The following is a 13,776-nucleotide window of genomic DNA, read 5'->3' as shown; positions in this document are numbered from 1 at the left end:
CCGCGGCCGGAGGAAGGGTGAGATGGTGGTCACACAGGTCCGCAACACGAACGACGCGGGTTCAAAGGAGCCGGAACGCGGCGGCGCCGCGCGCGGCAAGGGCAAACGTCTGCGCATGGTGGCTGCCGGGGTGCTGCTGGCCGCCGCGGGCGGCGGAGCGGCCTGGGCAGGTCTGGCATGGGGATGGCTCGGCCCGGCCGCGCCGGCGACCGCGCGCGAGCCGCAGTTGCTCCTGAAGGGACAGACGGACCCGTACCCCGCCCCGGCCGCCGGGCCGGAGGATGGCCCCGAGGGGGAGGGCGGAAGCGTCTACCGCATTCGCTACTTCCGTTTCACGGACAGCTTCACTACGAACCTCGCCGGCTCGTCCGGTCTGATCCAGGTCACACTCGCGGCATCGACCCGCCGCGACGGCCGCGTGCTGCAATGGCTTCAGCGGCACGAGCTCGCCCTTCGCTCGGCGATCCTCGTCGAGCTCGCCGCGACACCGGCGGCAGCGGCGGACACCGTGTCCGGCAAGGCGGATCTCCAGCGGCGGCTGACCGCCGCCATCAACCGCGTGCTGGCCGAGAACGAGGGGTTCGGCGGGGTCGATCAGGTCCACTTCCAGGGATACCTGGTGCAATGACGCCGCAGCCTGCGTTTCCGCAACCGCGCCTGCTCGCCCGCCATTGCGCCGAGCTGGTGCAGCGGCACGGACGGCCGCCGCGGCCCTCGGCGGTGTCGCCGGTCCTTGGCCGGATGCTCGCCGACCGCTTTGCCGAACAGCTCGTCTGCGTGTTTGCCGATCCGGAATTCGATGTGAGATGGGATGGCAGCGGACCGGCGGCGCCGATCGCCGAAGATCCCGGCGCGGAGCAGGAAAGGCACGAGAGCGCGCTTGCCTGCGCCGGCGCGAGCGTGCCCCTTGCCTGGTGCACCCGGGGCCTGATGTGGCTGACCGAGCACCTGTTCGGCGGCGCCGGCGAGAGCATGTCTCCGGTCACACTGCCGCGCCGGGTGCTGCCCTGGTCATTGCGTCTCGTGGCCGAGGAGCTTGGCGCGCGCCTGGCCGACGCGCTGAACCGCGCGTGCGGTGCCGGAACGGACTGGCGCGCGACGGGCGCGGTGGGCGCCGCACCGGCAGCGTCTGATGGCGGGTCGGAACCGGTCGAGGCGTGCGTCTCGCTGATGATCGTGCGCGCGGGGGAGGTGGGCTGCCGCGTCACCCTCTCGTTCGGCGCGGCGGCGCTGCGGGCGTGCGGAATCCTGCCGGATCCGCGCGTGCATGGCGAGACGGATCGCGCGGACCGCGCGGGTCAGCTTGCGCCTTTCGCCCGCGACGTGCCCGTCGTCGTCCGGGCTATCGTCGCGGAGCGGCGTCTGCCCCTGTCGCGGGTGGCCGTGCTGCGTGCGGGCGACCTCATCCCGCTTCCTCAGTCCGGCGGCGCGCGCCTCGTCGCCGGCGGAGCGACCATCGCCGAGGGCATCATCGGATCGGCCGACGGCTGCATGATGGTGCGTCTGAGGCCTGCCAGTGACATGCGAAACGGAGCCCAATCATGACCATGGCCGCGCTCGCCGACCTGCGCCTCCTGCGCAATGTGGATGTCACCCTCTCGGTGGAACTTGGCCGTGTCCGCATGACCCTGGAACAGGTGCTTGCGCTCGCGGCGGACGACATCGTCCGGCTCGACCGCCTGACCGACGAGCCGCTCGACATCCTCGTCAACAACGAGCGCATCGGCCATGCCGAAATCCTCGTTGAAGACGGCCGCTTTGCCCTCCGGGTGCTCGCGCTCGACGGCACTGCCCCCGGGTCCGGCGCCCTCGCCGCCGGTTCGATCTGATGGGCTGGTACCTCGTCAAGCTGGCCGTGCTCCTCCCCGTGCTGGGGGGACTGGTCTGGGGCAGTCTGCGGCTGTGGCGCCTCGCGCAGACGCGCCTGCGCGCCGCCGCCCCATCGCGTGCGGCGCGCGTGGTCGAGGTCACGCTGCTTGCTCCGGGAGTCCGCCTCGCGGTGATTGCCTTCCGCGGACGCGAGGTGCTGGTCGGCTGCACCAGAGGCGGCCTCACCCGTCTTGCCGATGTTCCCGCCTCGCCGGTGGACGGCCTTCGGGACGAGCGGTCGTGACCTGCCAGCGCCGTTGCACCGCCGTCGCCTGGGGCGTCCTCGTCGCCTTGCTGGCCGCCGGGCCGGCATCTGCGGCCGAGCCGGTGCTGTCGCTCGCCCTCGACCGTGCGCTCGGCGCGGCGAGTGCAGAGGCCCGCGCGCCGCTCAGCCTGTCGCTCCAGCTGCTGCTGGTCATGGGGGCGCTCACGCTCCTGCCCGGCCTGTTGCTGATGATGACCAGCTTCACGCGCATCATCATCGTGCTTTCGCTGCTGCGACAGGCTCTTGGTCTCCAGCAGTCGCCGCCCAATCAGGTGCTCATCGGTCTCGCCCTGCTTCTGTCCATGTTCGTCATGGCCCCGACGCTGGACCGGGTGCAGGAGACCGCGCTGGCACCTTACGCCGAGGGACGGATGACGGGCGACGAGGCCATTGCCGCCGCCGGCGAGGCGTTTCACGGCTTCATGCTGCGCCAGACCCGCACCGCCGAACTGGAGATGTTCGCGGACCTCGCCGGACATTCCGCCTACCGCGATGGTGCGGCGGTGCCGTTCAGCGTCCTCCTGCCGGCCTTTGTCACCAGCGAACTCAAGACGGCCTTCCAGATCGGCTTCATGCTGTTCCTGCCGTTTCTCGCCATCGATCTCGTCGTCGCCGGGGTGCTGATGTCGCTCGGCATGATGATGCTGTCGCCAACCCTCGTCTCGCTTCCGTTCAAGCTCCTGCTGTTTGTCCTCATCGACGGGTGGAGCCTGCTCATGGGGTCGCTGGCGATGAGCTTCCTGTGAGGGGCGGAGACGGTCATGGATGACACCGCTGCGCTGCTGTCGCTTGCCGACCGGATGCTGTGGACCGCCGCGATCGTGGCCGCCCCGGTGCTGCTGGCAACGCTGGCCGTGGGCCTGATCGTCGGCATCCTCCAGGCCGCCACATCGGTCAACGAGCAGACGCTGACCTTCGTCCCCAAGTTGGCCGTCGTGGCGCTGGTTCTGGTGGTCTTCGGCGCGTCGATGCTTGATCTGCTGGCGGATTTCGCGCGCGACATGTTCGCCGTGGTCGCGGCACTGGGTCGATGAGCGCTCCGCTCGCCGCGCTGGTGGCCTTGGAGCGGGACGTGCTGCACGTCCTGTTCCTGATGGTCAGGCCCGGTGCGGCGCTGATGGCGGCGCCCGTCTTCGGGGCCATGGGTGTTCCCGTGCAGGTGCGCCTGCTGTTCGGCGCGGCGCTTGCAGTCTATGTGGCGGTCTGGCTTCCTGTCGCGCCGCTGGCGGATCCCCTGTCGCTGGCCGGCGCGGCCGCCGTCGCCGCCGAGGTGGCGCTTGGTCTCGCCATCGGCTTTTCCTTGCAGCTGGCGTTCGCGGCGCCCGCGCTGGCTGCCGAGCTCGTCGCGGGCAGCATGGGCATGGCCATGGCGAGCGCAGTGGATCCGGCGACCGGCGGGCAGGCCGGCGCTCTTGCGCAGTTTCACGGGCTGGTGCTGGCGCTGGTGTTCCTCGGGCTCGACGCGCACCTCATCTGGCTTCGCCTGCTGCTGGAAAGCTTCGCCGCCGTGCCTCCGGGCAGCGGACTTGCACCCGACCGGGCCTATGCTCTGGCCCGGTTCGCCACGACGCTGTTCGCGGCCGGCGCGACGCTGGCGCTGCCGGCGGCGCTGGCGTTGCTGCTCGTCCAGGTCGCGACGGGCGTGATCAGCCGGGCGGCGCCGGCACTCAACCTGTTTGCCTTGGGCCTTCCGGCAGGCGTGCTCGTCGGGCTCGTGGCTCTCATTGCCGGATTTTCCCTGTTCACCGAGCAGCTGGCCAACCTCGTTGGCACGGCTCTGGCGCAGGCGCAGGAGGCCGCGGCTCGATGAGCGGAGAGAGCGGCGAGAAGCGGTTCGCGCCGAGCGCCAAGCGGCTGCGCGATGCCGTGGCAAGGGGCGATGTGCTGCGTTCGCGCGATCTGGCCACCGCCGTGTCTTGCGGGGCCGCGACCGCCGTGCTGATCGTGGCCGGGCCGGCGCTGGGGGACACGCTTGGGCGCCTGATGCGCGACAGCCTGACCTTCGACGCGAACTCGCTCCACGCGTTCGCATTCGCGGCAATGATCCGGCAGAGCGTCGGCGAACTGTTGTTCCCGCTTCTGCTCATCGGCGGGGCGAGCGCCGCGACGACCATTCTGGTGCAGCTCGTGGCCGGCGACGGGCGCTTCGTCGCCGCGGCGTTCCGCCCGCGTCCTCAGCGGCTTTCCCCGGTCGCCGGTGTGAAGCGGATGGTCGGTCCGCATGCCTTGATCGAGCTTGGGAAATCGCTGGCCAAGGTGGCCGTTCTGGCGTGCGTCGCCTTCCTTTGGTGGACCAGCCATGCCCCCGCCTGGCCTCTGCGTCCGCCTGACGGCCTGAGGGGGTTCATCGCGGTCCCCTGGACGCTGCTGTCGTCGCTGCTCGTGTGGCTGGCCGCAGGATTGCTGCTGCTCGGTCTCGTCGACTGGCCGCTGGAGCGATGGCGCCGCCTGCGCCGCCTGATGATGAGCCGGCGGGAAATGACAGACGAACACAAGGAAACCGACGGCAATCCCGAACACAAGGCGGCGCTGCGGCGGCGGCAGCGGCAGCTTGCCCGCGGCGGCGTGGCGAAAGCCGTGGCCGAGGCCGATTTCGTGCTGACGAACCCGACGCACTTCGCCGTGGCGCTCGCCTACGATCCGGCGCGGGCAGCGGCTCCGGTGGTGCTCGCCAAGGGCCGCGATCAGCGGGCGCTGGCGATGCGCGACCTGGCGGCGGAGGCGCAGGTGCCGGTGCTCGAATACCCCGAACTGGCACGCTCCCTCTATTTCACCGCCCGCGAGCAGGAGGTCATCCGCGCCGAACTCTATGCCGCCGTGGCCCGCATTCTGGCGTTCGTGCTCGCCCTGCGCCGCGGGGAGACTCCCGCGCGTCCGACGGTCACCCTGCCGGTGATGCTGCGCTTTGACGCGCAAGGCCGCCTGATCCGCGCGTGAAGTGTGGCCGCTCTTAAAGTGAGGCGCCTGGCGTCGTTCACGACGGCATGAGCGGAACACCAACCGTCGGACCGGGCGCTGTTCGCGGGGGCAGCGGCGTCGACATCAACGCGCTCGCCGCCGATCTTGCGGCGGCACGCTTCACGCCGCGGATCAAGGCACTGCAAGGCAAGTCGCAGGCCGTGTCCGTGAAACTGGACGCCGCCGCGAACCTGCGCGCAAAGGTGGCGCAGCTGGCCGCGGCGTTCGGGGAGAGGGTGCGCGCGGGCGCGCTGGCTCCCCAAGCGTCCGTGACCCCGCCCGGCGTGGCGACAGCGTCGCTGCTGCCGGGTGCGGTGCTTCCGGCGCCCTTCACCCTCGAAGTCCATCAGCTCGCATGCGGCCAGGTGTGGGTGGGTCCACCTTACGATGCCCCGGACGCGCGGGTCGGAGCGGGACAGCTGGAGATCGCGTTCGGCGCCGTGAGCGGATCCGCGTTCGATCCCGACCCGGAACGCGCACCGCTCCGTCTGGACCTGGGGCCGGACGACACGCTGACCACCCTCGCCCGGCGGGTCGAGGCGGCACGGGTCGGCCTTTCCGCTCAGGTGCTGCAAGGCGAAGGCGGCGCCCGCCTCGTCCTCAAGGGACCGGACGGCAGCGCCAACGGCTTTGTCCTGCGCGGCAGCGCGGCGGAACCCGACGGCGGGCCGTCGCCACAGCCGTCCCCCGCCGCGCTGTCGTGGGCACTGGCGGACGGAACGGCCGCTTTGCACCAAGTGGCGCGCGATGCGCAGCTGAGCCTCGACGGAGTGACCATCCGGCATCCGTCGAACCGCTTCACCGAACCCGGGAGCGGCCTTGTTCTTGCCTTGTCAAGCACCAGCAGCGGGCAGCCGGCAACCATCACCTTCGCTGCTGCCCTGCCCGCAATGCGGGAGGTCATGGCCGACCTTGCAGCAGCACTCGACGAGGTGGGGCGCAGCGTGCGCGATGTGGCTGCCCCGCTCGGTGGACCGATCGGAGCCGACAGCGGCGCACGCCTGCTCAAGCGGCTGCTCGCCGATCTTCCGGGCAGCACCGTCATGCCCCGGGCGGCCGAAGGCGCGCCGCGCACCCTCGCGGATCTGGGGCTTGCATCCGACGGGAACGGTGGCTTCGCGTTCGAAAGCCACCGCTTCGACCGCCGGGCAGCCGAGGATCCTCAGGCCGTCGCCGCGTTCTTCACCGCCGGGCTGCACGGTGCCTTCGCAACCCTCGACCGGCTGGCCCGAACCGCGGGGCTGTCCACCGATCCCGGCTCGCTGGGCGGGTCGGTGCGGCGCTACGAAGCGCAGCAGGCGCGGATGGAGTTGCGCCGCGAGACGCTGCTGGCGCAGCAGGAGGCTCTGCGCCAGCAGCTCACCCGGCGTCTTGCCCGTTCCGAAGGGATGGTGCGGGCGTCCAACAGCGTTCTGGCGCAGCTTGAACTGCAGATCGGCCTTGCCCGTGGCGACCGCCGCTGACCTTGCCGTCTCGGCTGAGGTGACGGAAACCTACCGCCGGGTCGAACTCGCCGCGCTCGCGTTGGGCGGCACGGCGGCCCAGCTGACCTGCCTGTGCCTGTCGGAGGCAGAGCGGGCGCTCGGCGCGGCGATAGCGTGTCATGCCCGCGCGCAGCCGGTGCGGCGGAACGCGGCGCTCATGCGGGCGATGGCCTGCATTCAGGCGCTGCAGCTCGGTGTCGACCGGACGCAGCCGCTCGCACCGGCCCTGCTGCTCGTCTATGGGGACGCCTGGCGGCGGCTTGCGGCGGCCGCGGCGCGCTTCGATGCCGGTGCGGTCGGCGCCCTGCGTCAGGAACTCGCGGAGCTTCACAGCGCCTTTGCCGGGGCCTGATCGATCGGGCCGTCGACGCGGGCGCAAAGGCGTTCGCGCACCATGGCGAGCGCACGCGCCTTCAACTGGTGCACGCGCGGCACGCTCACGAGCAGCACCGCGGCCACTTCGGCGAGGCTCAGCTCCTCGAGGTAGTACAGCTGAAGAACCAGCTGCAGCCGCGGGGGAAGAGCGGCGATGGCCGCGGCAAGGACGGTCCGGTTTTGCTGATCGGCAAGCTGCGCGAAGGGGTCGGGCCGGTTGTCGGCGAAGGCCAGATCGCGGTCGTGGTCCATCTCCGCAAGCGGTGCGAAGGCGACGAGGCGCGTGCGCGGTGCCGCGCTCCCGCCGCCCTCACCATGCGTGTTCGCGTGCCCGTGTGCGCCGCGCCGCGCCGCGCTGTTGCGGCTGCCGGGCACGGTCTTGCGGGCGAGGTCGAGCATGGCGCCGCGGACCCGGGTGCGGGCGTAGGCGGCAAACCCGTCCTCGGAAGGGCCGGCGTGGCGCGTGGCGCACTCCGTGAGGGCGAGGAAGCCTGTCTGGACAAGCTCCTCCCGTTCGACCGCTCCGCCTGTCAGGCGGGCGATGTCGTGCGCCGCGCGGTGAACAAGCGGCGAGAACTGGCGGATTCGCCCTTCCACCTTTTGGGCGGCAGCGCTGGCAAGTGCCTCGTCAAACTGAGTTTGGGTGTGGATCATGCGGCTAGGCACTCCGGTTCTGGGACGGCGTCCTGAGGGTTCGTGGAGGCTGGCGCGCCGATGACGGCGACGACCTCCACCGGCTGGGTCCGCGGCAGTTCGGCCACCGACAGGACCGCGCATCGCGGCGAGTGGCCGCGAAGAAGCAGGTCGAGCGCGCGGCGGGCGGAAGGCTGAACAATGACGGCGGCACGGCGCTCGCCAAGGTCGAGCAAGGCGGCCTCGACCGCCCGTCGGATGGCGGCTGCACAATCAGGCGCAATGACCGGCTGTCCCGTCGCCGGATCGCGCAGCCCGCCAAGGATCGCCTGCTCGAGCGCCGCGTCGAGGGCGATCACGGCAAGAGTCTCGTCAGGGTCGCACAGGCGGGCGGTGAGCGCCGGCCCCATGCTGATCCTGACGAGATCGACGACGCGGTCGAATTCCTGCGTCGTCTGCAGCGCCATGGCGATGGCCGAGAACAGCGGCAGAGGATGCGCAAGGGTGATCCCCTCATCGAGCAGGTTCCGCAGGAGCCGGGTGCAGGCCGTCAGCGAGAGGGGATCGGGCGTCACGCCTTCAAGCACGGCCGGGTTCCGCTGCGCCAAATGGTCGAGCACCTCGCGCACTTCCGCTGCTCCCAGAAGGGCAGAGCTGCGGCGGCGCAGGACCTGGTCGAGCAGCGTGGCGATGACCGTGGCGGGATCGACGACCAGGAACCCCTCGGCGATGGCGAGATCGCGGTCGCCCGTGGCGATCCACAGGGCGGGGCAGTCGAAGCTGGGGTCGCGGGTTGCCTCTCCCCGCACCTCGTGGCCGGGCACCACCTCGCCTGCATCGATCGCCAGGAGGCATTCCGGCCGGATCTGCGCGCGCGCCGCCACGACCCCGCCGACAAGGATGCGGCATTGCCCTGCGGGAAGCGCCAGATTGTCGCGGACACGGAACCGCGAGAGCACGAAGCCGAGTTCCTGCGACAGCTGGCGGCGCACGCCGGCGAGCCGCGCGACAAGCGTGGCACCCCGGTCGGCCGCCACAAGGCCGAGCAACGCGACACCGACTTCGAGCGACACGAGCGTGTGGTCGCCCACGTCCTCGACCGCGACGGCGCTCAAGTCTGCGTCCGGCGTCGAAACGTCCGCGGCGTCCGCGGTGCCTGGCGTGGTGCGCCGCCGCTTCAGGGCCCATGCCAGCCACAGGGCGCCGCCGGTTGCGGGGAGAAAGATGGTTTGCGGCATCGCCGGGATCAGCCCCATGGCGCCGAGCACGAGGGCAACCGGCAGCCACGCGCGAGGGTCCGCGAACTGCCCGGCCACCTGCCCTGCGAGGTCGCGGGCATCGTTCACCCGGGTGACGATGATCGCCGCCGCGATCGACAGCAGCAGGGCCGGCACTTGCGCCACCAGAGCATCGCCCACGGCAAGGGTGACGTAGAGCTGTGCCGCTTCGATGGCGGAGAGCCCGTGCGAGAACACGCCCAGGGCGAAACCGGCGAGGACATTCACCCCGAGGATCAGAAGCGCGGCGACCGCGTCGCCTTTGACGAATTTGGATGCGCCATCCATGGCACCGTAGAAATCGGCTTCCGTGGCCAGATCCTCGCGGCGGGTTCTTGCGTCATCGGCGCTGAGCAACCCGCCGGCGATGTCGGCGTCGATCGCCATCTGCTTGCCGGGCAGGGCGTCGAGGGTGAACCTGGCCGACACCTCCGACACCCGGCCCGCGCCCTTGGTGATGACGACGAGGTTGATGATCAGAAGAATGATGAACACGAACAGGCCGACGGCAAAATTGCCGCCCACGAGAAAGTGCCCGAAGCTCTCGATCACCTGACCGGCCGAGCTGCTGCCGGTGTGGCCATTTACCAGCACGATCCGTGTCGACGCCACATTGAGCGCGAGGCGCAGCAGTGTTGCAAACAGCAGCACCGAGGGAAAGGAGGAGAAGTCGAGAGGCCGGTTGGCGTTCATCGCCGCCATCAGCACGGCGACGGACAGCCCCATGTTGAGGACGAGGAACACGTCCAGCATGACCGTCGGGATCGGCAGCACCATCAGCACGATCAGCATGAGGATGGCGCCGGGAAGGAACAGGGGTGTTCCGTTGCGGATCAGCGTCCTCACAGCCCGACCGCCCGCAGCCGCGCATAGGCCTGACGCACATGGGTGGTGCCCGGAACACCCTCTGCGGCCAGCCCGAACTCGCGGGCAAGGGTGCCTGACATGGAACGCCCTTGCGCGCCGGTATTCTCCAGGCGAACGCTGGCAAGGCGCGTGGCGGGCACGGCTTGCCGAGGAGAGGAGAACGGGGCGGGTGGCTCGGGGAGCGGGGTGGCGGCGCTGCCGGTGGCGGCCTCGACCTTGCCGCGCAGGTGGTCCACGAGTTCCGCCACCGACCGCGGCCGGCCTCCGGCGAAGAAGATCGCCCGGTTCGCTGCGGCCGCCGGCGAAAGGAGGGCGGCGGCGGACTGCGTCGGGTCGGCATCAAGGGCGGCCAGCATCGTGCGGGCCCCGCCGATGCCGAGGAAGTGGGCGAGGTAGAGTTCGCCCGCATCGGGTTCGCGCCCGAGCGTGTTCCTCAGCGCAAGACGGTGGTCCTCGGTCAGGGCGCCGGCCATCAGGGACGCGACGGCGGGATCGTGGCGAAGGGCAAGGATCTCGCGGCGCAGGCTGTCGCTGTGGACCACGCTTCTGCCGCCATGCCGCTCGATGGCGGCGGCAAGGTGGCCATAGCCATGGGCCGGTCCGTGTCGCGCAAAGGTGTCCAGCCAGGTGCTGTCGATGAACTGGAACAGTCCCGATGCGGAGGAGGTGCGGGCGCGGGCTTCGGGGTTGAAGCCGGATTCGAGCTGCGCCTTCGCCATCAGCACGGAAAAGTCGGCGCCCGTGCGGCGGGAAGCGTGGGCGATGGCGCGCACGGTCGCCGGGGACGCTCCGCGCCCGTGACCCGCATGCCGGGTCGAGGCGGCGTCGGCGGGAGAAGACTGCACTGGTGGACTCAAGGCACCGGCTCCGATGATCGCCATGGACGATCAGCACAGAGCAAGGACCGTGCCAGTTTGCGCAGCGCTCCCGCCGCCCGTCAGGTCGAGCTGCCGTCTGCCGGTCGGCGCAGGGTGTAGCACGCCGCAGCGCCGGTGAGGGCGTCGAGCCGCGCGGCGGTGTGGGCGGCCAGCAGGTTGCGGGTGCGCCGGTTGAGGTCGTTCAGCGCCCGCGCCGTTTCGGCAAGGCCGCGCTCCTCATCCGTCAGAGGTCTGGCCGGCGCACCCGCAAGGCTGGCGCACAACGCATCCTTGTGGGTGGTGGCAAGGCTCAGCGCCTCCACATCCATGCCGGCAAGAGCCTGCCGCTCCGCTTCCAGAGCGGCAAGAAGCTGCCGCAGCGCATCGGTCATCATCGCGCCTTTGGTGGTCATCGCGGTTCCCCGCGCGCCGCGGCCCGGCTCAACGCCGCAGCGGTCGCCTCGGGATCGAGCCGGTACGACCCTGCGGAAATCGCGGTGCGCAGCTGCGATACCCGCGCCTCGCGGATGGTCGCGTTCACCTCCCGGGCGACGGACGCGCCGGCGCGGGTTCCGTGTCCGTCTGAACGCTCCGCCGGTGCAGGCGCGTCCGGCGAAAGGGGCGCATGCAGGCGCGCTGCCGAAAGGGGCGGGAAGGGCGAGGGCGGGCGATCGATGCGCATGGGCTGGTCTGCCGGTTGGGAACTGGGGATGAGGACGTCGGGAACGGGCGGAACTTAACCCGTCTCACCGGACGGCCACCGTTGCGAGGCCGGGATGGACGAGCCGGGCGCGCAGCGGCGCGGCGCGGTCGGCCGGCTGGACGGTGATCCACCCGTCTTCGTCAGCGGGGCCAAGCACCTTTGCAGTCGCCGTGACAGTGAACGCGGGTCCGACGACCTGCAACCGAACCGTTTCGCCCCGGCGCAAGGTGTGCGGCCGCGTCTCCGGCGGCACTTCGGCGCCACGCACCGCGACGAACAGCCGCCACCCTCCGCGCGTTCGGCATTCGACTGTCACCACATGGCTGCTCCCGCTGAGCCACGCGAGGGTCAGCGGCACCGGACAGACAGCGAGCCTCAGCCGCCGATCGACCGGTTCCGGCACGCCCCGGCGCGGCTCCGCCTGTGTTTCCAGGAACGCGGCGACCGCGTGGTCGATGGCCGCGTGCGGCATATGCGCGCGGGACGGCACTTCGCCGCCGGAGGCGAGGGATTGCAACGCCGCCACGAGCGTCAGAAGGCGGGGCATGGGCGTCTCGCTGCCGGTCCGCGCGCGGGGCGTGCCTGAACACGGGCGCAAGGCTGCATGGGGAAGGTGTCCTCGAGCTGCACTGTCAGCCATTGCAGAACGGCGCGGCGTTGCACCTCCGTGTTCCGGGTGCGCCGCTCCAACCCACGCGCGGCGGGGATCAGACCGAGCTGCGCAAGCGCGAAGCCGGATCCGACGCACAGGGCGGCGCCGGCAAGGGCGGCTGCGGGCGCAACGCCGCCGAACCGCGCCTGCGCCAGCACGGCGGCGGCGAGCCCCATCACCGGCGCGCAGGCGGCGGCGTCGGTCAGGATGCGTGCCGCGATCCCGGCATTGCGGAGACGCCGCCGGCTCAGCCGTGCAGCGGCACCGGCCATGCAGTTCAGGCACCTTTGCCGGGCGAGCGCGTCGAGCGCGGTGGCAAGATCACGGTCGGGCAGGCGGCCTCGCGGCGGCTGGTCGAGCCTGCCCCTGCGGGCGGCAACGACCCACGGGGCAAGAGCGGCCCGCGTCATGACGAGCCGGTGCCGCGACCGCCACGCGGCACGCATGGCGGATACAAGCGGCCACCACTCGCCGCGCCCGACGCGCAGAGCGGTTGCGCCCGCCGTGCCGAGGAGGATCACGGCAAGGCTCCACGCATTGAAGAGGAAAACGTCACGCACGGCTCGGCTCCTTGTGCGAGTCAAGAACGGCTTCGGACGCTTCTCTTTCAGCGGTGGCCAGCGTTTGCCGCTTCCCGGCAAGCGCCTGCCGCCAGAGGGCCGCACTCGCGTCTCCCGATGCCCTGCTGCCAGAATGGCACGCTCTTTGCTTCGCTAGTGGCGAACGAGACAGGCCCGCCGCGTCGTCGGTTGGTTCCGCTTCGTTCCCCGCAAGCGGACGCAAAGGAGCAGCGCGTGTGACACAGGACTGGCTGGGCATTCACGGAGCGGCCCTGGAACTCCGGTCGCGGCGGCTCAGCCTGCTGACGGCCAATCTCGCCAATGCCGCGACGCCGGGCTACCGTGCTCGCGACCTCGATTTCGCCGCCGCCCTGCAGCTTCATGAACGTGGCGCAACCGTGTCGAGTGCCGGCGTCGCCGCGACACGTTACCGGGTTCCGCTGATGCCGTCTGCGGATGGCAACACGGTGGACGCCACCACCGAGCAGCTCGCCTTCGCCCAGAATGCCGTCGCCTACAGCGCCACCCTGGCCTTCGTTCAGGGGCGGGTGGAGACGCTGACGCGCGCTCTCAGAGGAGAATGATCATGCCCGAGCCCATGACCTTGTTCACCCTCGTGCAGCGCGGCCTGTCGGCGCAGGTGGTGCGGCTGAACGCCGCCGCATCGAACCTCGCCAACGCCGGCCATGTCGCAGGCTCGGCTCCCGCCGCCTACCGGCCGCTGCGCCCGGTCTTCGCCGAGCTGGTCGATCGCACGACCGGCGTCTCGACGGTCGAGGTGCGCCGCCTTGCCCGCTCCCCCGAGGAGCCGGTGCGGCGCCACGATCCTGCCCATCCGGCCGCCGATGCGGACGGCTTCGTGTGGCATGCGCGAGTCAACGAAAACGCGGAAATGGCGGAGGTCATGGATGCCTCGCGCCAGTACCGCAACCTTGTCGAGGCGATGCAGACCGCCAAGCAGCTGATGCTCGACACGCTGAGGGCGCGATGATGCGCGCAGGAGGCGTCCAGGGCGACGCATCGCCACCCGCCGCACGGGTTTCCGCCACGTCCCGGACGCTGGAACAGGCGGATTTCCTGCGGCTGCTCACTGCGCAGCTGCGCCACCAGGATCCGACCGCTCCGGTCGACAACAAGGACATGCTGGGACAGCTGGCGCAGTTTTCCGCGGTCGCCGGAACCGCGCGGACAAACGCCACGCTCGATCAGATTGCCGCGCGGCTGGACGCGCTGCTCGCCCGGCTGCCCGCCTCTTCCTCACAGACGGAGACCTGAC

The 13,776-nt window shown here is 70.9% G+C and carries 20 protein-coding genes; 13 read left to right on the top strand and 7 right to left on the bottom strand.

The features are described from left to right. The first annotated feature begins 22 nt into the window (after positions 1 to 22). From ETO60_RS00775 to ETO60_RS00730, 10 genes are read left to right on the top strand one after another with little or no spacing between them, the layout of a single operon-like run. Positions 23 to 628 carry a flagellar basal body-associated FliL family protein gene (locus ETO60_RS00775; RefSeq protein ID WP_130001871.1) on the top strand — a complete coding sequence of 202 codons (606 nt, stop codon included), beginning with the start codon at positions 23 to 25 and terminating at the stop codon, positions 626 to 628. Continuing rightward, positions 625 to 1,545 carry a FliM/FliN family flagellar motor C-terminal domain-containing protein gene (locus ETO60_RS00770; protein ID WP_130001869.1) on the top strand — a complete coding sequence of 307 codons (921 nt, stop codon included), beginning with the start codon at positions 625 to 627 and terminating at the stop codon, positions 1,543 to 1,545. Before ETO60_RS00775 ends, ETO60_RS00770 begins: the two co-directional genes overlap by 4 nt. Next, on the top strand, positions 1,542 to 1,829 hold the full coding sequence (locus ETO60_RS00765) for a FliM/FliN family flagellar motor switch protein (protein ID WP_234026246.1): 288 nt from the start codon (positions 1,542 to 1,544) through the stop codon (positions 1,827 to 1,829). Before ETO60_RS00770 ends, ETO60_RS00765 begins: the two co-directional genes overlap by 4 nt. Then, positions 1,829 to 2,113: a flagellar biosynthetic protein FliO gene (locus ETO60_RS00760; protein WP_130001867.1), complete on the top strand. Its 285-nt coding sequence runs from the start codon at positions 1,829 to 1,831 to the stop codon at positions 2,111 to 2,113. Before ETO60_RS00765 ends, ETO60_RS00760 begins: the two co-directional genes overlap by 1 nt. Next, entirely contained in the window at positions 2,110 to 2,880 is a 771-nt protein-coding gene (fliP, locus tag ETO60_RS00755) for a flagellar type III secretion system pore protein FliP (protein ID WP_199798806.1), read from the top strand. Before ETO60_RS00760 ends, fliP begins: the two co-directional genes overlap by 4 nt. Positions 2,881 to 2,895: 15 nt before the next feature. Then, on the top strand, positions 2,896 to 3,168 hold the full coding sequence (locus ETO60_RS00750) for a flagellar biosynthetic protein FliQ (protein WP_130001865.1): 273 nt from the start codon (positions 2,896 to 2,898) through the stop codon (positions 3,166 to 3,168). Then, positions 3,165 to 3,944 (top strand): flagellar biosynthetic protein FliR, encoded by a 780-nt coding sequence (locus tag ETO60_RS00745; protein ID WP_130001863.1) that lies wholly within the window; start codon positions 3,165 to 3,167, stop codon positions 3,942 to 3,944. The genes ETO60_RS00750 and ETO60_RS00745 overlap by 4 nt, the downstream gene beginning before the upstream one ends. After that, a complete protein-coding gene (locus ETO60_RS00740) occupies positions 3,941 to 5,071 on the top strand; it encodes an EscU/YscU/HrcU family type III secretion system export apparatus switch protein (protein WP_130001862.1) in 1,131 nt (376 codons plus the stop codon). The genes ETO60_RS00745 and ETO60_RS00740 overlap by 4 nt, the downstream gene beginning before the upstream one ends. A gap of 47 nt (positions 5,072 to 5,118) precedes the next feature. Further along, positions 5,119 to 6,555: a flagellar filament capping protein FliD gene (gene fliD, locus ETO60_RS00735; RefSeq protein ID WP_130001860.1), complete on the top strand. Its 1,437-nt coding sequence runs from the start codon at positions 5,119 to 5,121 to the stop codon at positions 6,553 to 6,555. Beyond that, positions 6,539 to 6,928: a flagellar protein FliS gene (locus ETO60_RS00730; RefSeq protein WP_165362071.1), complete on the top strand. Its 390-nt coding sequence runs from the start codon at positions 6,539 to 6,541 to the stop codon at positions 6,926 to 6,928. Before fliD ends, ETO60_RS00730 begins: the two co-directional genes overlap by 17 nt. Here ETO60_RS00730 and ETO60_RS00725 read toward each other — a convergent pair. The 7 genes from ETO60_RS00725 to ETO60_RS11280 form a co-directional block, all read right to left on the bottom strand. Then, complete coding sequence (locus ETO60_RS00725) at positions 6,904 to 7,605, bottom strand: sigma-70 family RNA polymerase sigma factor (RefSeq protein WP_130001857.1); 702 nt, start codon at positions 7,603 to 7,605, stop codon at positions 6,904 to 6,906. The genes ETO60_RS00730 and ETO60_RS00725 overlap by 25 nt on opposite strands. Beyond that, complete coding sequence (locus ETO60_RS00720; protein ID WP_130002945.1) at positions 7,602 to 9,653, bottom strand: flagellar biosynthesis protein FlhA; 2,052 nt, start codon at positions 9,651 to 9,653, stop codon at positions 7,602 to 7,604. The genes ETO60_RS00725 and ETO60_RS00720 overlap by 4 nt, the downstream gene beginning before the upstream one ends. 50 nt (positions 9,654 to 9,703) lie before the next feature. Next, positions 9,704 to 10,573: a lytic transglycosylase domain-containing protein gene (locus ETO60_RS00715; protein ID WP_234026245.1), complete on the bottom strand. Its 870-nt coding sequence runs from the start codon at positions 10,571 to 10,573 to the stop codon at positions 9,704 to 9,706. A 92-nt stretch (positions 10,574 to 10,665) separates the two neighbouring features. Further along, positions 10,666 to 10,998: a flagellar protein FlgN gene (locus ETO60_RS00710; RefSeq protein WP_130001853.1), complete on the bottom strand. Its 333-nt coding sequence runs from the start codon at positions 10,996 to 10,998 to the stop codon at positions 10,666 to 10,668. Then, the gene (locus ETO60_RS00705; protein ID WP_130001851.1) at positions 10,995 to 11,267 is read right to left on the bottom strand and encodes a flagellar biosynthesis anti-sigma factor FlgM; all 273 of its coding nucleotides are present in this window, start codon (positions 11,265 to 11,267) and stop codon (positions 10,995 to 10,997) included. Before ETO60_RS00705 ends, ETO60_RS00710 begins: the two co-directional genes overlap by 4 nt. A 64-nt stretch (positions 11,268 to 11,331) precedes the next feature. Beyond that, on the bottom strand, positions 11,332 to 11,835 hold the full coding sequence (locus ETO60_RS11155) for a flagella basal body P-ring formation protein FlgA (protein ID WP_165362066.1): 504 nt from the start codon (positions 11,833 to 11,835) through the stop codon (positions 11,332 to 11,334). Continuing rightward, the gene (locus tag ETO60_RS11280; protein ID WP_199798805.1) at positions 11,820 to 12,500 is read right to left on the bottom strand and encodes a hypothetical protein; all 681 of its coding nucleotides are present in this window, start codon (positions 12,498 to 12,500) and stop codon (positions 11,820 to 11,822) included. The genes ETO60_RS11155 and ETO60_RS11280 overlap by 16 nt, the downstream gene beginning before the upstream one ends. Before the next feature lie 236 nt (positions 12,501 to 12,736). Between ETO60_RS11280 and flgB the strand changes: the two genes are divergently transcribed. The 3 genes from flgB to ETO60_RS00685 are packed head-to-tail and all read left to right on the top strand — an operon-like array spanning position 12,737 to position 13,775. Next, entirely contained in the window at positions 12,737 to 13,084 is a 348-nt protein-coding gene (flgB, locus tag ETO60_RS00695) for a flagellar basal body rod protein FlgB (RefSeq protein ID WP_130001849.1), read from the top strand. A 2-nt stretch (positions 13,085 to 13,086) separates the two neighbouring features. Beyond that, complete coding sequence (gene flgC / locus ETO60_RS00690) at positions 13,087 to 13,491, top strand: flagellar basal body rod protein FlgC (RefSeq protein ID WP_165362070.1); 405 nt, start codon at positions 13,087 to 13,089, stop codon at positions 13,489 to 13,491. Further along, positions 13,488 to 13,775: a flagellar hook assembly protein FlgD gene (locus tag ETO60_RS00685; protein WP_130001847.1), complete on the top strand. Its 288-nt coding sequence runs from the start codon at positions 13,488 to 13,490 to the stop codon at positions 13,773 to 13,775. The genes flgC and ETO60_RS00685 overlap by 4 nt, the downstream gene beginning before the upstream one ends. Position 13,776: the final 1 nt, after the last annotated feature.

It is taken from the genome of Qipengyuania thermophila, from assembly GCF_004153605.1.
Classification (GTDB): Bacteria; Pseudomonadota; Alphaproteobacteria; order Sphingomonadales; family Sphingomonadaceae; genus Qipengyuania_B; species Qipengyuania_B thermophila.
Note: the sequence above shows the minus strand (reverse complement) of the source record. Positions and strands in the feature narration are given on the sequence as shown.